Origin of the sequence: Anaerosporobacter sp. (genome assembly GCF_031551385.1) — a bacterium.
GTDB lineage: Bacteria > Bacillota > Clostridia > Lachnospirales > Lachnospiraceae > Anaerosporobacter.
The window spans coordinates 64231-83401 of the sequence record NZ_JAVBNS010000045.1 but is presented as its reverse complement, the minus strand read 5'-3'; the positions used below and the strand labels follow the sequence as shown (position 1 = coordinate 83401).

Annotated in this window: 18 protein-coding genes; 4 read left to right on the top strand and 14 right to left on the bottom strand. The window is 35.4% G+C overall.

The window, feature by feature from the left end:
• Window positions 1–305: 305 nt before the first annotated feature.
• On the top strand, window positions 306–974 hold the full coding sequence (gene trhA, locus RMR19_RS05540; protein WP_310602507.1) for a PAQR family membrane homeostasis protein TrhA: 669 nt from the start codon (window positions 306–308) through the stop codon (window positions 972–974).
• A gap of 204 nt (window positions 975–1178) precedes the next feature.
• On the top strand, window positions 1179–2183 hold the full coding sequence (locus RMR19_RS05535; RefSeq protein WP_310602506.1) for an Ig-like domain-containing protein: 1005 nt from the start codon (window positions 1179–1181) through the stop codon (window positions 2181–2183).
• A gap of 115 nt (window positions 2184–2298) precedes the next feature.
• On the opposite strand, the gene RMR19_RS05530 is transcribed toward RMR19_RS05535, so the two are convergent.
• Entirely contained in the window at window positions 2299–3483 is a 1185-nt protein-coding gene (locus tag RMR19_RS05530; RefSeq protein ID WP_310602505.1) for a pre-peptidase C-terminal domain-containing protein, read from the bottom strand.
• A 488-nt stretch (window positions 3484–3971) separates the two neighbouring features.
• On the opposite strand from RMR19_RS05530, the gene RMR19_RS05525 reads away from it, so the two are divergent.
• Entirely contained in the window at window positions 3972–4862 is an 891-nt protein-coding gene (locus RMR19_RS05525; protein ID WP_310602504.1) for a phosphatase PAP2 family protein, read from the top strand.
• Window positions 4863–4935: 73 nt separating this feature from the next.
• Here RMR19_RS05525 and RMR19_RS05520 read toward each other — a convergent pair whose 3' ends face one another.
• The 8 genes from RMR19_RS05520 to RMR19_RS05485 all read right to left on the bottom strand — a co-directional run bounded on the left by RMR19_RS05520 (window position 4936) and on the right by RMR19_RS05485 (window position 13410).
• Window positions 4936–5745, bottom strand: a complete 810-nt coding sequence (locus RMR19_RS05520; protein WP_310602503.1) for a M23 family metallopeptidase — start codon at window positions 5743–5745, stop codon at window positions 4936–4938.
• A 62-nt stretch (window positions 5746–5807) separates the two neighbouring features.
• A complete protein-coding gene (locus tag RMR19_RS05515; RefSeq protein ID WP_310602502.1) occupies window positions 5808–6755 on the bottom strand; it encodes a SpoIID/LytB domain-containing protein in 948 nt (315 codons plus the stop codon).
• A 305-nt stretch (window positions 6756–7060) separates the two neighbouring features.
• Window positions 7061–8797, bottom strand: coding sequence for a methyl-accepting chemotaxis protein (locus tag RMR19_RS05510; protein WP_310602501.1), 1737 nt, complete (start codon window positions 8795–8797; stop codon window positions 7061–7063).
• Window positions 8798–8840: 43 nt separating this feature from the next.
• Window positions 8841–9437 (bottom strand): recombination mediator RecR, encoded by a 597-nt coding sequence (recR, locus tag RMR19_RS05505; protein ID WP_310602500.1) that lies wholly within the window; start codon window positions 9435–9437, stop codon window positions 8841–8843.
• 99 nt (window positions 9438–9536) lie between these two features.
• Window positions 9537–9890 (bottom strand): YbaB/EbfC family nucleoid-associated protein, encoded by a 354-nt coding sequence (locus RMR19_RS05500; protein WP_310602499.1) that lies wholly within the window; start codon window positions 9888–9890, stop codon window positions 9537–9539.
• 35 nt (window positions 9891–9925) lie between these two features.
• Window positions 9926–11509, bottom strand: coding sequence for a DNA polymerase III subunit gamma/tau (gene dnaX / locus RMR19_RS05495; RefSeq protein WP_310602498.1), 1584 nt, complete (start codon window positions 11507–11509; stop codon window positions 9926–9928).
• Between the two features lie 171 nt (window positions 11510–11680).
• Window positions 11681–12760 carry a 6-phosphofructokinase gene (locus tag RMR19_RS05490; protein ID WP_310602497.1) on the bottom strand — a complete coding sequence of 360 codons (1080 nt, stop codon included), beginning with the start codon at window positions 12758–12760 and terminating at the stop codon, window positions 11681–11683.
• A gap of 137 nt (window positions 12761–12897) precedes the next feature.
• Window positions 12898–13410, bottom strand: a complete 513-nt coding sequence (locus RMR19_RS05485; protein WP_310602496.1) for a transcription repressor NadR — start codon at window positions 13408–13410, stop codon at window positions 12898–12900.
• A gap of 369 nt (window positions 13411–13779) precedes the next feature.
• Here RMR19_RS05485 and RMR19_RS05480 point away from each other — a divergent pair, with 369 nt between their 5' ends.
• The gene (locus RMR19_RS05480; protein WP_310602495.1) at window positions 13780–14049 is read left to right on the top strand and encodes a hypothetical protein; all 270 of its coding nucleotides are present in this window, start codon (window positions 13780–13782) and stop codon (window positions 14047–14049) included.
• Between the two features lie 594 nt (window positions 14050–14643).
• On the opposite strand, the gene RMR19_RS05475 is transcribed toward RMR19_RS05480, so the two are convergent.
• The 5 genes from RMR19_RS05475 to RMR19_RS05455 form a co-directional block, all read right to left on the bottom strand.
• Window positions 14644–15453 carry a metal ABC transporter permease gene (locus RMR19_RS05475; protein WP_310602494.1) on the bottom strand — a complete coding sequence of 270 codons (810 nt, stop codon included), beginning with the start codon at window positions 15451–15453 and terminating at the stop codon, window positions 14644–14646.
• Entirely contained in the window at window positions 15450–16157 is a 708-nt protein-coding gene (locus RMR19_RS05470) for a metal ABC transporter ATP-binding protein (RefSeq protein ID WP_310602493.1), read from the bottom strand. The genes RMR19_RS05475 and RMR19_RS05470 overlap by 4 nt, the downstream gene beginning before the upstream one ends.
• A 1-nt stretch (window position 16158) precedes the next feature.
• Entirely contained in the window at window positions 16159–17088 is a 930-nt protein-coding gene (locus tag RMR19_RS05465) for a metal ABC transporter substrate-binding protein (RefSeq protein WP_310602492.1), read from the bottom strand.
• A gap of 87 nt (window positions 17089–17175) precedes the next feature.
• Window positions 17176–17592 (bottom strand): Fur family transcriptional regulator, encoded by a 417-nt coding sequence (locus RMR19_RS05460; protein WP_310602491.1) that lies wholly within the window; start codon window positions 17590–17592, stop codon window positions 17176–17178.
• Window positions 17593–17801: 209 nt separating this feature from the next.
• The gene (locus RMR19_RS05455; RefSeq protein ID WP_310602490.1) at window positions 17802–19127 is read right to left on the bottom strand and encodes an MATE family efflux transporter; all 1326 of its coding nucleotides are present in this window, start codon (window positions 19125–19127) and stop codon (window positions 17802–17804) included.
• Between the last annotated feature and the right edge of the window lie 44 nt (window positions 19128–19171).

Below are 19171 nucleotides of genomic sequence, written 5' to 3'. Positions count from 1 at the left end.
TTGTTTTAGAGAACATTAACGAATGCGCTTTGAAAACATAACAAAGTTTTGCATCATAAACGTATATTACACAAGTATATCAACTAAGTTTAAATGAATAAATATTTCCCATTATTCATTTAAACAAGAAAATAAACCTTTCGACACCCGAATCCTAAACATTCACCCATTATAGCATACATAATTTCTTTTTCCTATTGATTTTTAAATTGCATTCGTGTAATATGTATATTACATCACATAGTTATCAATACTATGTATGAAGTTATTATTAAACTCAACATAAATTATGGAGGCGTTTTATTATGAATAAATTACATTTAAAAGATCCTGCTAGCGCACTTACTCATATCTTTGGATCAGCAATTGCGTTACTTATATCGATTCCACTATTAATACATCTAGCTGTAACAACTGACGGCCTACACACGGCATCACTTGCTATCTTTAGTTTCGGCTTAGTGCTTCTATATACAGCAAGTTCCCTGTACCATTCCATCAATGCCACAGAAGCAGTCAACCGTAGATTAAAAAAATTTGACCATATGAGCATTTCTGTTCTTATCGCAAGTACGTATACACCAATTTGTTTAATTGTTCTCGGTGGTCAAACTGGCCGAATATTATTCATTGTAATTTGGGCAATGGCGATTGGCGGTATGTGCTTAAAAGCTTTTTGGGTGTATTGTCCACGCTGGGTATCTTCTGTTATATATATTGCAATGGGTTGGATGTGTATCTTCACTTTTCCACAACTATTAGCTGGATTGTCTGGTCCCGCTTTTGGTTGGCTATTAGCAGGTGGAATTATCTATACTGTAGGTGGTGTTATCTATGCCTTAAAACTTCCTGTATTTAATAGTCTTCACAAAAACTTTAATTCGCACGATATATTTCATCTATTTTGCCTTGGCGGTAGCTTTTGTCACTTTATACTCATGTACTTCTATGTGGCCAAGTTGCCAGTTTCATAAATGTATTTTATTAAAGACAAACTTATATGCAAGTTTGTCTTTTTCCATATAAACACAGTATTTATCTATAATCCGACTAAAAGAAACAAGGAAAATCTACACAAACTAGTTCGAATGTCTCACTTGTCTTCATAATTTATGTGTAGTATATTATATAGTAAATACTGGATATTATATTTTTATTTCATTTATGGAGGTTATTATATGAAAACAAAACGTACTAAACTTTTATCACTCGTATTAGCATTTATGATTTGTCTAAGTCCTATATTTGCGAATACAAGCACTAGTAAGGCTGCTGACAAAGAATATGTTACTGCTTTAGAAGATGGTGGCACAGCAGTAGCTAATACAGAAATAATTTATGACTTTACAATTGACACAAACGCAAAGACATACTTTGATTTCTATGTTCCATCTTTAGTAAATTGTGATGTATCCATCTACACTAGCTCAGGAAATTTATATGATGATTTTTATCTATATACTTCCGAATGGTACTGGTATGACGACATTAGCGCATACTATGATGGTTACTACTTCACAGATTTCCCTGCAGGTGACTATAGTATAAAACTTACATTTGATGAGGATGTCGCATATGCAATTGATATCTACTCAGAAAAACCGATTGCAACAATAAGTAACAAAACTGCAACGTTATCTGTTGGATTTACTAAAACATTAAAAGTTGATAATGCAGGTGGAACGGTTACTTGGTCATCAAGTAAAGCAAGTGTTGCCTCTGTAAGTAGTAAAGGTGTTGTTACTGCTAAAAAAGCGGGAACTGCTACTATTACAGCCAAAACTCCAAGTGGTCAAAAATTAACATGTAAGGTAACCGTAAAAGCCAATACATACAAAGAAACAAAAAAAACAACAAGTAACTTATATTACGGAAGTTGTGGATTACAAGTATATAATGCTTCTTATGCATCAAATGGTGATTTAGTTTTAAAATGCAGATTTATTAATTACTCAGGATATAAAGTAACTGCTCTTAAAGATTTAAAAATAACATTTAAAACAGATGCCGGAAAAACAATTGGTACATATTCTGTAGGCTCAAAAAGTATGACTGTAGCTCACGGTTCGTCAAAAGATTTTACTGTAACAATTAAGAAATCAAAGTTAAAAATCAAGAAAGCCGATTTGCGTAATGCAACTTACTCTTATGATGGAACTTACCAATATTACCGTTACTACTAAAATTTAAAACAAATTAAACAAAAGGCAGAACTAGATTTTCATTAATCCAGTTCCGCCTTTCTTATATCCAATATAAATATTTGACATCAATACAAGCTTACAACATTATCTTCTATTACTTAGAAACCTTTATAGAATAGTTACCCGAAGCCTTCTTATCATCTTTGTAAACACGTATATAGTATGTTCCTTTTGGAAGTGATTTTGATGTATATGTTTCAAGTGATTTAGAACCTTCATAATCCGTGCTACTAATAGTAAATTTTACTGAACCACCGATACTAGCACTTGTTAATTCCACTTTTAAGTTACCAGATGAACAATTTCCCATTACCACAAGATTTAATTTTGTTGCTTTCGTCAAAGTGAATTTGTACCAATCTGATGTAGTTGTCTTATCTTCAGAAAGTATAACTCCTTTTTTCGCTTTTCCAATTGTTAATGTCTTCGCACTAGTTTTCTTTGCTCCACTACTTTCTGTAACTCCTGTCACTTTACATTTAATACGATATCCTTTTGATGACGTTCTTGCTTTAATGTAATATGTAGTCCCCTTCTTCACTGCAAAAACTGCTTTCTTGCTATAAGTAGAAGTCGGAGACGTATATACTTCATTTGATATTGCCTTTTTACTACTGTTACATAGTGTTATATTGTTCGAACCATAATCCTCAAAATGCTCTGTACTTACAGTAATATAACCTGTTTTCGTTGGTACATACTTGTAATAGATTTCTCTACTGTCATAGTTATACTTATCATAGTCATATCCATACGCTGTTGTATAAGTATTATCTTTCAATGTACGATTCGCACCGTTATACATCTGAGAAGTAAATCCGTATGTTCCTGGTGTTTTACATTTCACATAATAAGTACCTGCTTTTGAGAAATATGCATATCCAGAATTCCCATAAACACCTTCTGATATTTGATCTGAAGACGTAGATATATAAGCAATATTACCTGCTTGTACGGTACACGTCTCATCCGTATAAATACCAACATCTGTTGAAGCACTAACACTAGCTGCTACCGCATAATCCATATATCCCTTTGTTGTAATCTTAATTGGTATCACTTCATTTTCCATTGTAGTCTGGAACATATATGTTGCAACTTTCTCTCTGTTCGCCTCTGTACCTGTTGTCAATACTAGCGTTGCTAATTCTGTTACTTCTACATCTGAATCATCGTAGATTATTGCGGCCTGAGCATTTACTGGTGCTAAAACGCTTGTTACTAGTAATGCAAGCGCAAACACTAAGCTACACAATACTTTTTTTACTTTACTGTTCATAAATTGTAATCCCTCCTATATTTAATTATGGTAACAATAGACATATAAAATTACATATCTATTATTTAATATAACAAACCTTTTTTCCATTTGCAATAACCCAAATGGCATTATGGGTATTAATACCTATACCAAACACAAAAGCCATCGCATAAAGAATAATCCCTCTATGCGATGGCTAAACATATATATAAAGCAACCAACTAATCATGTATATTAACGATAGCAAAGAAAAACTTTTTAAGCTAGAATAATAACCAATCCTAACCATTGTGAATAAAAATCGGTTGCGTGTTGTCAATATGTATCAATTCAGCAATTACACATCGTGCAAACGCACTATATGAAATTGTGCACCCTCAGATTGAAGCTTCTATTCAACCGATTCCTTTGCTATAATAATAGTATACTCAATTTGCAATAATATGTGATTAGATTTAAGGATAAATATTTTGCATTTATAAATAAAGAATTATGGAGGCACTAACATGGAATTTTTAAAACTATTAGAATCGATTCGCACCCCTCTTCTTGATCGCTTATCTATTCTTTTAACTTTCTTTGGAGAAGAAGTAATTGTACTTGCTATTATTTGTTTTCTCTATTGGTGTTATAATAAGCGTCTCGCTTATGGAATTTGCTTTTCCTTTTTTGCTTCGGGATTACTTGTTCAGACGTTAAAGATTACATTTCGAATACCGCGACCATGGGTAAGGGACTCCTCCTTTATTGCCGTAAAGAAAGCGGTCACTACCGCTACTGGTTACTCTTTTCCTAGTGGGCACACGCAATGTGCAACCGCCCTTTATAGCACACTAGCATGGAATACGAAAAGAACACGCAATCGAGTGCTATGCTTTCTTATTATATTTTGTGTTATGTTCTCACGTATGTATCTTGGTGTGCATACGCCACTTGATGTCCTTGTGTCATTCAGCCTTACTTTAATACTTTCACTTGTAACAAACTATCTTGTTGCCCACTTTGAACTACTTGATAAAAACTATAAGAGAACTGCAATTGTTTTAAGTGTAATTTCCATTGCCATTGCTGCGTATTCTCTTATCTTATTACAACATTCTGTGATTGATGCCAAATATGCTGCTGATTGTTGTAAAGCTGCTGCTTCAGGTATCGGTTTTTCTATTGGTTGGTATATAGAATCCTGTTATATTCGCTTTTCTGAACAAACAACATATCCTTCAAGACAAGTTATCAAATTTCTAATTGGTATTGGAATAACGGTTTTGTTAAAAGTCGGCCTAAAAGCAATTCTAGGAGATTCTATTCCTGCCGATATGCTTCGCTATTTTATACTCGTACTATGGATTACCACTGCTTATCCTTATTTTTTGAAACGTTTTGAATCCAAACTATAAATAAAATTCAAAAAGAAAAAGACTATGATACGATTTTATTTCCTATCATAGTCTTTCCCTTTTTGATTTTCATTTAACGAAGTAACAGCATTGGATTAACAGTTTCTTCATCTCGTAATACTTCAAAGAATAGGTTTGTTCCCTCTTTTACATAGTATTTCGTAGGCTTTGCAACTGTTCCAATTATAGTTCCTTCTTCAATCGTTTGACCTTCTTCAACATTAAGTTTTTCATCCAACTGTCCGTAAATTACTTCATATCCATCTCCAATTGATATTGTAACCGTATTTCCTGTCTCTTCGTTATAAGAAATCTCAGATACAATTCCTTTTGCAGCATTAAGTACATCTTCTCCAACTTTCGCTTGGATAATAATCGCTGGATTACACTTAAATTGATCTAGTGTTTGAAAATATATTACGCTGCTCATACTATAATTCATAATAACATTACCATCAACTGGCCAAAGTAATCCTTCTTCCTCATCAAATGCTAAATTCGTAGCTTTACCACTTGTTGCAACGGCTTGTGTTTCATCTTCTTGTGGTTCTGTCACAACTTCATTCGAAGCGGTTTCTTTTACTTCTTCTGCATCTTGTACCTCTGCATCTCCTGTTAAGTCAGAAGGGATATCCACATCAATACCTGCTACATTCTGTTCATTAATTAAATTCGTATCCGCAACTTCTGTGTTTTGGATATCTTTAACCATATCTTCTGTTTGTGTGTTTGTTTCATTCAAGTCTACCACGTTATCTTTATTGTTACTAGTAAGCATACTTACATACACAATGCAGATAACGCAAAGTGCACATATACCAGTAAGTAAAGATATATAAAAGCCTTTGGCTTTTAGAAAGTCTGGAACATTCTTTTTCTTCACATTCATCACCTCTAGCAATATTCTCACCAAAAATGAAAGTTTTATACATTACGTTTCTCATTTTATTCTATATATTCTTTTACTTGCGTTTTCGTAAAATAATACTCTAAAATTTCATTGTATTTATACCCTTGTAACGCCATTAAATTCGCTCCATATTGACTAAGTCCAAGACCGTGACCTTTTCCCTTACATATAAATCGAAGGGAATCTTCGTATGTTTCAATATAAAAATTCGTACTATTTAATTCAAACAAACTGGCAAATACATCTCCACTTATATTTTCCTCTCCTAATTGAATTGATTTTATGTATCCGTCTTCGTCTCGCCGATCAATTACAATATCATCTAAGATGCTATCCTTTTCTATATTGCACTCCGGATAACTCTCTTTCAATTTTTCTATCACTGTCTCTTTAGGAATGCTACTAATCTTCATGTAATCATTACTCTGCACATCCCCCTTGCTTTCAACCGCACTCAAGTAGACAATATCTTCACCTATTGCATGTTTCGAACTTCTCGTCATCCCTACACTAACGGGATGAAAAAGAGGAATAATCAAACTATTGTTATATGTAATCACCATATTATTCGTATCTTCAATGGCTTTTGCTAGCTTCTTCTCATAACTTTGGGCATTCTCCTCCCCCCAACTGGCTTTAGCCGCTTCCATTGATTTATATTGCAAGCCAATATCTTCTGCCGTAAGCACATTACCGCTCTTCTTTTCCGCTATAACATAAACATAAGTGCGAAGAATTGTTGCCTGTGCCTTTAATGTTTCCATTTCATAATTAACAGGTATATCTGCCGCCATTGCCATCATAATATAGGTATCGAGAGAATATTCTTTATCCACTCCATTCTCTTCTACACTAATACGAATTGAATTACTTTGAGTTCTATTCGAATTGGAACGTTTACCCGATAGCAAATAGGTAATACCATATGGTATTAGTACTATAATGAGAAGTAGTAAGAGCAATTTATATATTTTATGTTTCATAACCTCTCCTTGCGAAAAGTCTCATAATACTATATGCAAAAATGGAAGTCCAAGTTCCCCAAAACACATTTTTTTAGCTGTTTATTTTTCCTTAATATCTTTTTTATGTTTGCTTTATGATTGTTCCACGAATTTTTCTTATTTCATTTTCTTTTTATGGTTTGTACACACTCCCGTCATAACTGACTAGTATAATAATACTTGCAAGAGATTTTCATACATTTGAAATACTCCCCCCCTCTCATTAACAAAAAAAGAAGATGCATATCGTATGCGTCTTCTTTTTTTTCAACCATTATCATTTTCTATACTTTATATCTCTTAACGGATTCCTCTAATAGATTTGCTGCTTCTCTACTATCGTCTGTCATAGCACCAATTATGTTTGTTGCCTCTTTTATACTATGAGAAACTTTTGCCATATTTGCAATCCCACATGAGGCTTGCTCTGCAACAGTAGCTACACTAGTAATCGCTTCCTTAATTTCCATTACTACATCTGACGCTTTCATTGCACTCTGGTCAAATGTTTTAAGGCTTTGTATAATTTCTTTCATCTGCGAATAAACAGATTCTCCTGTCTCTACTACACTATTAAATCCATCCTGAATATCCGTGTTAAGATATAGTAGCAACTCTCTTGTACCTTCCGCTAGTTCATTCACAGCAGTAATTACATTCGCACTGATCATTTGGATTTGATTTGCTGCCTTTGCAGAATCTGCTGCCAATTCTCCTATTTCACTTGCTACCACCGCAAACCCTCTTCCATGTTCACCAGCTCTAGCAGCTTCAATATTCGCATTCAGTGCCAACATATTCGTCTTTTTCGTAATTTCTAATATGGAGTTTGTAAGCGCTTCTATACTCTCTACTTTCTTAGAATCCTGAATTCTAAGTTCAAGATGTTCACTTATGCTCTTAACCTTCTCTTGCACAGCATCTCTTACTTCCAAGGACTGCTTCTTACTTCCTTTTGCTTCGCCTTGTAATATCTTTGCTGCTTTCGTGCTTTCCTGCGACTCATCTGCTACAGCACGAATAAAATCCAATATCGATTCTGAGGATACTTGTATCTCTTCTAGAGATGCACTTGTCTCTTCCATAGACGCACTCAAATCATTCATTGTATCCGATAACTCCTGTACTTCACTAATTGTAACATTCATCTCTCGGTCAACCGCTTTTGTTGCCTTTTGTATACTGCTTGAAGAATTCTTAACTTGTCCTACTAATACCCTAACTTTCTCTAGGAATACATTAATATTATCAGCAATTGTTTCTAGCTCATCTCCCGTAGTAATCCTAATTTTCTTTGTAAGGTCTCCACTATCCTCAGATACATCTAATACATTTTCATTCACATAGGATAAATTCTTTCCTAACTTTCTTCCTAGCCAGATTCCCCATATAATAATAACAAGAAGACATGCTCCTATCGCTATAATAATGGCTTTAATTAAACTAGATACTTGCTCTTGAATCGTTGAATTCTCACAATCAACTCCTACTAACCCTACAACATCACCTGCGCTATTATAGATTGGTGCATATGCAGAATAATACGAGCCCCACTGGTCACTTGTAACTTCAGCATCTACGGTTACCTTTCCCGTTAAACACTCTTCCATCTCATCACACCATTCGTAAGATTCACCAATCATGGCTCTTTCTTCCACGGTGTCAGCATCAACTACAAATGTTAACTCATCGCCTACCCTTTTCATTGTATAGATATATTTTGCATTCGGATTTAAAAATATATCTTTAAGAGAACTTAAAACCTCATTATATGCCTCAGAATCTTCTTCTCCCTCTTGAATGGAGTCATGCAAATCTCCATCAACACGAGCTGCCGCAATCTCTGCAAGTGCCTTTGTTTCATTCTTACTTGTATCTAGCAAATGTTCTTTAACCACTGTAACTACAACAATTCCAAGTAAAACACCAATTAGCAAACCAATAATAACACCACTTAGTTTAATTGTTGTTTCTAATCCAATTTTTCTTGTTTTTACATGCTTCCTCTTTCCGTTCTCCATAAATCTTGTGCGCCTCCTATGTACATTAACGTTTTATACTCACCTACAACTGCGTTCTTCCCTCCAAAGCACGTAACAATGTAACTTCATCTATATATTCTAGATCTCCCCCAACTGGTACTCCACTGGCAATCCTACTCACCTTAATTCCTGTAGGCTTTATTAACTTGCTTATATACATTGCCGTTGTTTCTCCCTCTAGACTTGAATTCGTTGCAATTATGACTTCCTCTACGTCTCCCTGTAAACGTAACATTAATTCTTTTAATTTTATATCTGATGGGCCTATTCCAAGCATTGGAGAGATTGCACCATGTAACACATGATAAATCCCTTCATATTTTTGCGTCTTCTCATATGCCGCTAGATCCCTTGTATTTTCTACTACCATGATTTGCTTGTGATTCCTCTTCTCACTTGCACAAATCGGGCAAATCTCCTTATCTGTTAACGTATAACAGCTTGTACAATATCTAACATTATTCTTTGCCTCTGTAATAGATGCAGATAATGCCGCTACTTGATCTTGTGGCATATTAATTATATGAAAAGCTAAACGCTGCGCAGTCTTGCCACCGATTCCAGGCAACCTAGATAGTTGCTCGATTAATTTTGTTATTTGACTACTATAATAATCCATACTTATACCATGCTACCTTCCTATCGTAGAAAAAGACAAAATGCTTCCATTTGCAAGAAACATTTTGCCTTTTTCATGCAGACACCATTACCCTATTTATTAGAATGGAAATCCTCCACCAAGCCCACCAAGACCTCCTGCAATTGAGTTCATCGCAGTAGCAGATTCATCTTCCATTTTACGTAATGCTTCATTTGTAGCAGCCACAATAAGGTCTTCTAACATCTCAATATCGTCTGGATCTACTACTTCTTCTGTAAGTTTAACAGATACTACTTCTTTCTTTCCAGATACTTTAACGGTAACAGCACCGCCGCCAGCTGTAGCTTCCCATTCTTTACCTTCTATTTCTTTTGTCTTTTCTTCCATTTGCTTTTGCATCTTTTGCGCTTGCTTCATCAAGTTGTTCATATTACCAGGCATTGCTCCTGGAAATCCACCTCTTTTTGCCATGTTACTATTCCTCCTATTTAATTGTTTATTTAATTTTAATTTTCATATTCTATATCAATGTCTTTGAATATCTTCGATAAATCAGGAAACTCATTTGTTTTCTCATTCCCTGCTTCCATAAGCTTCACACGAATCGCTACTCTCTTACCAATCTTTGTAGCAATCCCTGTTTCAATCGCTTCTATATGTTCTTCTTTGTCCACATAATCCTTATCTACAGCTTCCGTAAATACCAGAATTAATTGATTATCTGCTCCAATACTAAGTTTCGCATTCAAAAGCATTGGTTTTAACGAGCCTTGAAGTCCACTTACGATTGCTCTCCAGTTCTGAACTACCTGCTTGATATCCTCTGAAACAGCTTTCTCAAGTTCTGCTACGGATACCGATGAAACTTCTTCTGCAACTGGCTCTACATATGCTGCATTGTTACTGCCTGTCACTCCACTTGCCGCAATCTGTACTCCATTTTTTAATTGCTCTTCTATCTGATTCAGACGGTCTACTATCGAATCATAGTTTCTTTCCATCTGTGGTTTGCAAAGCTTTATAATTGCGATTTCAACAAGCACTCGCTTTTGTGATGCATATTTAACTTGATTTGCAAGCTCAGAAAAGATACGAATATATCTCATTAACGCATCTACGGAAATATTCGTTGCATTCTCTTTTAGTTCTACTAAGTTTTCAGATGATATATCTATGATATCCTCTGCTGCATCCGACGTCTTAACAAGCAGCAAATTACGAAGATACCAAGTAAAGTCTACTACAAACTGTCCAAGTTCTCTACCTTCAATAATAAGTTTTTCAATAAGCTCAATACAATCCGTTACTTTACCTTCTATGATATAACGCAGTAACGTGGAAAATACTTGGGTATCAACAGCTCCAAGTACATTTAGCACATTATCATACGTTAATTTCTCTCCAAAATAAAATGCCATACACTGATCAAGCAAACTCAGTGCATCACGAAGTGCTCCATCTGCTGCTTTTGCAATATAACGAACTGCTTTTTCCTCTGCTTCTACCTGCTCCTTTTCCAACAATTCATGCAATCGCTCTGCTATGATATCTATCGTAATTCGTTTAAAATCATAACGCTGGCATCTTGATAGAATTGTTACTGGAATTTTATGAACTTCCGTTGTCGCTAATATAAATATGACATAAGAAGGAGGTTCTTCCAATGTTTTCAGCAGGGCATTAAATGCTCCTGCTGAAAGCATATGAACCTCATCAATAATATATACCTTATAGCGCCCCTGTGTTGGGGAATATTGTACTTCGTCTATAATATCACGAATATTATCGACACCATTATTGGAAGCCGCATCAATCTCTATTACATTCATTGAATTCTGACTATTAATTGCCTTGCACATGCTACATTCATTACATGGGCTACCTTCTATCGGATTCTCACAATTAACTGCCTTCGCTAAAATCTTAGCTATGGTTGTCTTACCAGTTCCCCTTGTACCACAAAATAAATAGGCATGTCCTACACGGTCAGATTTAATTTGATTTTTTAACGTTGTTACTATATGATCCTGACCCTTAACATCACCGAATTCGGTTGGTCGGAACTTTCTATAAAGGGCAGTATATGCCATACCCTGCACATCCTTTTCTAATACTGATATTTTTCTTATCTAATATGATGTTAGGGTCAAAAGGTCTTTTGTCTCTAACTGATACACGGATTGCTACGCATTTTATGCAAGCATGAAACGTATAACCCTTGTATCATAATATCAGAAGATATTTATTTTTGCAAATCTTGATTAATCACCGAAGTTAATTCCAAGACTTTTTGCCTCTCTAATAATTGATGATTCTGGATCAACCATCTTTAATTTATTCGCTACTTCGTCTAGTGGAACGGGAACGATTTCTCCATCACGGAATCCTACCATATAGCCATATTGCTCTTTCTTAATTAGCTCTGCCGCTGCTGCTCCTAGACGTGTAGAAATTACACGATCGTATGAACATGGTTCACCACCACGTTGCATATGACCAGGTACGGTGATACGGATTTCTTGTCCTGTTCTTTCTTCGATTTCTTTACCAATCTTATACGAAATAGATGGATAAAGAGTATCTTTATATTTTGCTTTTCTCTCTTTCTTTGAAAGTGCTGCATCTTCAACAGAAATTGCACCTTCTGCAACTGCTAGAATCGAGAATTTTTTCCCTTCTGCTGTTCTTTTCTGTATTGCTGTTGCGATAGAATCAATATTATATGGAATCTCTGGTATTAAGATAATATCTGCTCCTCCAGCAATTCCCGCATGCAATGTTAACCAACCAACTTTATGCCCCATTACTTCTACAATAAACACTCTTCGATGAGAGGCTGCCGTTGTATGGATACAATCAATTGCATTCGTTGCAATATTTACTGCACTTTGGAAGCCAAATGTAATATCTGTTCCCCATATATCATTGTCAATTGTTTTTGGTAATGTTACTACATTTAATCCTTCCTCTTTAAGAAGATTTGCTGTTTTATGAGTACCATTTCCACCTAGGATTACAAGACAATCTAATTTCCATTTTGCATAGTTATCTTTCATGGCTTTCACTTTATCTAGTCCATTTTCATCAGGAATACGCATCGCTTTAAACGGTTGTCTTGATGTTCCAAGAATCGTTCCGCCTTCCGTTAAAATCCCAGAGAAATCCTTTGGCTTCATTAACTCATAGTTACCGTATATCAATCCTTTATAACCTTCTAATATACCATATATCTCAACCGATTTAGATCCATATGTTTCATATAATGATTTTGCAACTCCACGCATTGTTGCATTCAAGCTCTGACAATCTCCACCACTTGTTAAAAAACCAATTCTCTTCATATGCAGTTCTCCTTTTGATTATTTATAACGTTCACTCGTTGAAAACATCTTGCAGTAATTTCTTTTTAACAGTTATCATACAGTTACCAACAATTATACTATAATTTACTCTTGTTTTCTATAATTAGAGACAGAATTCACACTAAATAATCTTTTGCTCTTAATGCTTCTTCTATACTATCTAAAATATATTCATTACTTGCTTCTACCGTATGAAGATGCGTACCATCTGTTAATTCTTTCAGTGGTACTGTCTGATTTTCATTTACTCTCTTCACAAACGCATATACATCCTCTCGATTGGATATAATCAAGTCAGTTCGTATTTCCCCATAGATATCATGTCTTACAATAACATCTAATATTTTTCCCCCATGGTCTACAATGGTACAAAGTTCATCTTCAATCTGCTCCGTAGAATGTCTCACTAAGAAGCAACGACTAACAATCCCTGTTTCCTGACGATGTAATAAATATCCCTTCGTCGTAGATACGATATTCTTATTTGCCGCTCGTAGCAATGCAATATCCTGCACAATAATCTGCCTACTAACTCCAAGCTCCCTTGCAATTTCACTCCCCGAAATTGATTTCCCTTTTCTATCTTCCAAGATAGCTATTAACTTTTCTCTTCTTTCTGGACCCTCCATAATTATCCCCCTAATGCCCTGATTTCATTTATTACTTGCCACTATTTTTCTCTCTAAATCCGATTATATCGTCTTTGTGGGGCTTTTTCAAGGAGTAATGCACGTATGCACAAAGTCTTTACATTCGACATAACTTTTTTTATTTCACTAACCAATTTAGGACTACAAAAAAAAGAATTTTAATGTTATACTAAAATTCCTTGAAGCTTTTTTGCATTTAAATTATTCCGATTTATCATATTTGATTTTTATACAACTGGCAACCATAGATAATTGTGAAACTCTCAATACACTTGACTGCTTCTTGATTAACGTAAATTGAGTTTCGCGACTACCCATGGATAACACAAAACCGAAAGGAGACCACCTATGTTCCGCTTATGGGGAAAGATATTCCTAAACAATAGAATGCTACGAGATTTCACGGTTGAAAATGACGATTCTACCTTAAACCGTACCAAAAAGATATATGAAGCAATCGATACCATCTGCTATGAATTTGATTTATCAAAACCAATATGGCTAGACTGTAATATTGACGATTTCAAACGCCATGATAAAACACGCTTTATAAAGGACAACTTTATAGACCAAATTGATTTTGATTATCTTGAAATTCAGGTAATAGAAGAAGATTAAAAAATTCCAATATAATACGCTCCGTAGAAAACGCACATATAAATCCGAATTACATCCAAGGATGTTAATTTCATCTTACATATGCACTCTCTATGGAGCGTTATTTATTTAATGTTGATTTGGTTGTCAAAAGGTTAAGAATAACTTTGACAATGAATGCTAGGCTATATTTATTCATCAATTAATTTACCTATACTTGTGTATCAGTACAATAGAATTGCAAAACTTCATTACCTCTCTTGCTTCTTTGTTGCTGTCCTATAGTTAAGAAACGGTAGCGGAACACCTATAGTACTTCTTAGTGTGTATATCTACAACCTAGGAAGGCGAGGCATGGACGCCGAGCCAGCCTGAGCTGAGGCAGGATGCCGAATCGAAGGCGTTTCCGTAAGCTTTCGACAAACGTTTCCTTACACACTTAGAAGTACTTAGGTGTATAGCGTGTTTCGTATTATAGGGTAGCAACAAAGAAGCTCTTAAACATAAAAGTTTTGCATCGAAATGTATTGCACACAAGTATATGAATAACCTATAAATGAATAAATATTTCCTAGTATTCATTCGAATGAGAAAATAAACCGTTTGACACCCAAATCAATGTTTCCCAACCAAAGAACACAATATCAATACACCTAGATTCACTACAACAACACTTGCTCCAACTGGTATCGAATATTGATACGACAACACCATACCAATGATAAAGCAAATCACCGACATCACCGCCGAACTAATAATTACAGAACGGAAACTTCGAAAGATTCGCATGGAACTCAATGCTGGGAATATAATCAAGCTTGATATCAACATCGCTCCCATCATACGCATTCCCAACACAATTGTAATTGCAGTTAAGATGGCAATTAACATATTGTACACGGAAACATTGATACCTGCTGCCTTTGAGAAATTTTCATCAAAGGTAACATTAAATAATTGGTGATAGAATGCAATAAACAAAATAAGAACGGTGATGGATAGCAATATGCTCAGCTTCACATCATCATCACTCATCGCCAGTATACTACCGAACATGTAACTGTCGATATCCGCATTCATACCCGATGTTCTTGAAATTACAATAACGCCAATTGCTAAAGCACTACTAGAAATTAAAGCAATTAGGGCATCCCCTTTAATTTTACTGTTGCTACTAAGTCGTAATAAGAAGAATGCAGCAACAATAACAACCGGAATACTCAGTTTGAGTGGTGCAATATTCATAGCCATTGCAATTGCCAAAGCACCAAACGATACATGTGATAAACCATCGCCAATCATAGAGAAACGCTTTAACACCAAGCTCACACCTAGTAAGGCAGCACATAATGATACTAATATACCAACAATAACTGCCCTCGATATGAATGGATATGATAGCATCTCTTGTAATGTCTGTATCATTTATGCCCCCCTCCTAACAATGCTTTTGCATAGTCTGTATTCATATATTCTTTCGTTTCCCCAAAGAATAATACTTTCTGTCCCATCTGTAGTATCTTATTCGCACTCTTTATCGCCATACGAACATCATGGGAAACCATAATAATCGTAACATGATCTCTTCGATTCAATTCTTCAATAATATCATAAAGTTCCGCTGTAACAACAGGGTCTAGTCCTGTAACCGGCTCATCTAATACAAGCAAGGAATCGGTCGCACAAAGAGCTCTTGCAAGCAATACTCTTTGCTGTTGACCACCAGATAGTTCACGGTAACTCTTATGCTTTAAATCATATATTTGCAGACGTTTTAAGTTATCCTTTACACGCGCTTTTTCTTTGGCATTGTAAAAAGGTCTTAACCCTTTACTCTTAATGCAACCAGATAACACAACTTCATATACCGAAGCAGGGAAATCCTTTTGTAGTTCTGTTTGCTGTGGAAGATAGCCGATTCCACCTGGAGTAAGCTCCTTGTCTATCTCTAACTCACCTGATTTTCTTTTTACCAAACCCATGAGCCCCTTTACTAAAGTACTTTTACCTGAACCATTTTCTCCTACTATGCAAAGATAGTCTCCTTGTTCAATTGTAAAACTAACTTGGTCAACGGCTACTCTTCCGTCATACTCAATACTCATATCTTTGCACGTAACAATACTCATACTAATTAAGAGCCTCCTTCAGGTTTTCAAGATTTTGATACATCAAACTCAGATAGGTCGCACCATCTTTATAATCATCTGTAGATACATTATGGCAAGAGTGTAGTAATAACGTCTTCGCCCCAGTCGCACTTGCAATAGATTCTGCTACTTTAGGATTCGCAAACTCCTCATAGAAAATGACAGGTATCTGTTTTTCCTTCACGGTATCAATAATCCTTGCAATTGTTTTTGCACTTGGTTCTGTTTCAGAAGAGCAAGAATCATATGCCGCAATGTAATCTAGCCCATATTCTTCAAAGAAATAATAAAATGCAAATCTTCCACCGAACACAACTTCGCTTCTCTTTGCCTCTGATACTGCCACTCTTATATCTTGATCTAATTGGTCAAGCTCACTAAGATATGCTTTTGCATTCTCTTCAAATATTGCCTTATTCGCTTCATTGACTTCACACAATGCCTTTGTGATATCCTCAACCATAATCTTCGCATTCAACGGATTCGTCCAGATATGAGGGTCATAGGAATGTACATGATCTTCTTCCTCATGCTCATGTTCCTCCTCATCGTCATGATCTTCTACTTTCTCAAGCGTGATATTCTTAGACAAATCTACTATCATAACATCACTATCCAAACTGTCCAGAATCTTCGCTACCCAAGGTTCCATCTCATCACCCGTATATAGGAAGATATCTGCCTTATTGATTTTAACAATATCACTTGGTGCTGGCTCATACGTATGACTCTCCACACCTGGTTTTAATAACATTGTAACCTCTACCGCATCCTTTCCCACTTCATTCACAAAATCATACTGTGGAAATAATGTCGTTACTACTTTAATCTTAGAAGCACTGTCACTTTCTGCTCCCTTACTGTTTGTTGTCTCTGAGTTAGAGCAACCTACTACGAATAAACTTATCATACATAATATGCTTATTACTGCTCCTAATTTTCTATAACATTTCATATCTATATAATTACCTTTCCATAAAACTTTTTTGTTTACTATTTATTTCTCTTCCTTACATACTTTACACCAACCATAAAAAACAGTTTTTGTATTGTCAATTTCAAAGCCATGTTCCTGCAAAATATGTCTGTCTGCTCCAGCCAAATAATCACATGCTACATGTAGCAAAACACCACACTTAATACATTTTAGATGAAAATGCGACTTGCATTCCTTGTTCTTACCAACATATTGATAGCAAGCACCCATGCCTTCCTCTAAGAAGTATTTCCTTAAAGTCCCTGCCTCAGTCAATTTTTCCATATATCTATAAATGGTAGTCCTACCCACAGAAATCTCGTTTTCACGTAGATAACCTAACACTTCATCAATCGTTACATGACATTCTCCGTGATTCTCAAGATAATTTTGAATAATCTCTCTTTGCTTTGTTCTATATTCATTCGAAACGGCCACAACCAAAGCCTCCTATCTACAAACTAATTAACGCATAAGCGACATATCTTTTTTATAAACAAAAAAATACAATATGAAATCCGATTTCAATTTCATATTGTATTCCTATTTTTATTAATTGTCAAATCAATTTTATTATCTAATCATAAGCATTCGTCAGTTCCTATTCACACATAACGTTCACAGCAACAGAATCCCAACCTATACTCCTAGTCAAACTGCTTAATCGTCTTATAGTAGGTAACTGCTAGTGGTATCGCTGCTGCAAGCCATGCAATTGGACCAGCTAAGCAAATACCTGTAAATCCTATTATTGCAGGCAATGTGAATGCACATATTGTTCTTGCAACTAACTCAAATACACCTGCCATAAATGGCATAAAACTACGTCCAACACCTTGCAATGCATTACGATATACAAACAACACATTAAGAGCTGGCAAGAAAATCGCAATTACTGTTAGATACACTTGAGCACTTTCAAACACTTCTACTTCTTTTCCATCTACAAACAAACCTGTCAATGGTTTGCCAAAGAGTAATAGAATTGCACTCGCTGCTACTGCGAATATAAGTGTAAGTCTCAAACATTTCTTAACACCTTCTTTTACTCTGTCAATTCTACCTGCTCCAAGATTTTGTCCTGCATAGTTTGCCATTGTAACACCGAATGTACCTGCTGGTTGTGTTACAAGTTGTTCTACCTTACATGCGGCTGTATATGCTGCAATCTTTGTAGAACCAAACAGATTCAATGCTCCTTGTAATATAAGAACGCCGATTGCTGTTACAGAGAATTGCAATGCCATTGGTAATCCTAACTTCCAATGTCTCCAAGCAAAATTAGAATTGTAGGTAAAATCCTGTTTTGATAACTTCAATATATCATACTTCTTCATTGTATAGAATAGACACAATATACCCGAAACAGCTTGTGATATAACAGTTGCCCAAGCAGCACCTGCCACACCCATGTTAAAGTTAAGAATAAATACTAAGTCAAGTACAATATTTAATATGGAAGATACAATTAAAAAGTAAAGTGGTGTTTTGCTATCTCCAATTGCACGCAAAATACATGCCATCATATTATAAAACATTGTACATACAATACCTATGAATATAATATTAATATACCTTTGTGAATCTGCCATAATGTTATCTGGTGTGTTCATAAGTTTAAGCAATGGTTTTGAGGTCAATAAACTTAGTGCGGTTAAAACAATTGTGGTAAATACACATAGAATCGTTGAAGTTCCAACGGAACGGCGTAACCCCTCCATATCTTTTGCCCCAAACCTCTGTGCAACAATTACTGCAAAACCACTTGTTAAACCAATTAAAAATCCAATAATTAAAAATGACAATCCACCTGTTGCACCGACTGCTGCTAGGGCATCTACTCCAAGACACTTTCCTACTATTATGGTATCTGCCATACTGTATAACTGCTGAAATATATTTCCTATTAGCAATGGCACAGAATACGTCAATATAAGCCGCGTTGGGCTTCCACTTGTTAAATCTTTCGCCATACTACTCCTCCTTTGCACTCCTTACGTACAACTATTTACCATGC

Bases quoted from the DNA above. Each gene is read 5' to 3' on its own strand.
- trhA (WP_310602507.1), top strand. From the start codon at position 306: ATGAATAAATTACATTTAAAAGATCCTGCTAGCGCACTTACTCATATC.
- RMR19_RS05535 (WP_310602506.1), top strand. From the start codon at position 1,179: ATGAAAACAAAACGTACTAAACTTTTATCACTCGTATTAGCATTTATG.
- RMR19_RS05530 (WP_310602505.1), bottom strand. From the start codon at position 3,483: ATGAACAGTAAAGTAAAAAAAGTATTGTGTAGCTTAGTGTTTGCGCTT.
- RMR19_RS05525 (WP_310602504.1), top strand. From the start codon at position 3,972: ATGGAATTTTTAAAACTATTAGAATCGATTCGCACCCCTCTTCTTGAT.
- RMR19_RS05515 (WP_310602502.1), bottom strand. From the start codon at position 6,755: ATGAAACATAAAATATATAAATTGCTCTTACTACTTCTCATTATAGTA.
- RMR19_RS05510 (WP_310602501.1), bottom strand. From the start codon at position 8,797: ATGGAGAACGGAAAGAGGAAGCATGTAAAAACAAGAAAAATTGGATTA.
- recR (WP_310602500.1), bottom strand. From the start codon at position 9,437: ATGGATTATTATAGTAGTCAAATAACAAAATTAATCGAGCAACTATCT.
- RMR19_RS05500 (WP_310602499.1), bottom strand. From the start codon at position 9,890: ATGGCAAAAAGAGGTGGATTTCCAGGAGCAATGCCTGGTAATATGAAC.
- dnaX (WP_310602498.1), bottom strand. From the start codon at position 11,509: ATGGCATATACTGCCCTTTATAGAAAGTTCCGACCAACCGAATTCGGT.
- RMR19_RS05490 (WP_310602497.1), bottom strand. From the start codon at position 12,760: ATGAAGAGAATTGGTTTTTTAACAAGTGGTGGAGATTGTCAGAGCTTG.
- RMR19_RS05485 (WP_310602496.1), bottom strand. From the start codon at position 13,410: ATGGAGGGTCCAGAAAGAAGAGAAAAGTTAATAGCTATCTTGGAAGAT.
- RMR19_RS05480 (WP_310602495.1), top strand. From the start codon at position 13,780: ATGTTCCGCTTATGGGGAAAGATATTCCTAAACAATAGAATGCTACGA.
- RMR19_RS05475 (WP_310602494.1), bottom strand. From the start codon at position 15,453: ATGATACAGACATTACAAGAGATGCTATCATATCCATTCATATCGAGG.
- RMR19_RS05470 (WP_310602493.1), bottom strand. From the start codon at position 16,157: ATGAGTATTGTTACGTGCAAAGATATGAGTATTGAGTATGACGGAAGA.
- RMR19_RS05465 (WP_310602492.1), bottom strand. From the start codon at position 17,088: ATGATAAGTTTATTCGTAGTAGGTTGCTCTAACTCAGAGACAACAAAC.
- RMR19_RS05455 (WP_310602490.1), bottom strand. From the start codon at position 19,127: ATGGCGAAAGATTTAACAAGTGGAAGCCCAACGCGGCTTATATTGACG.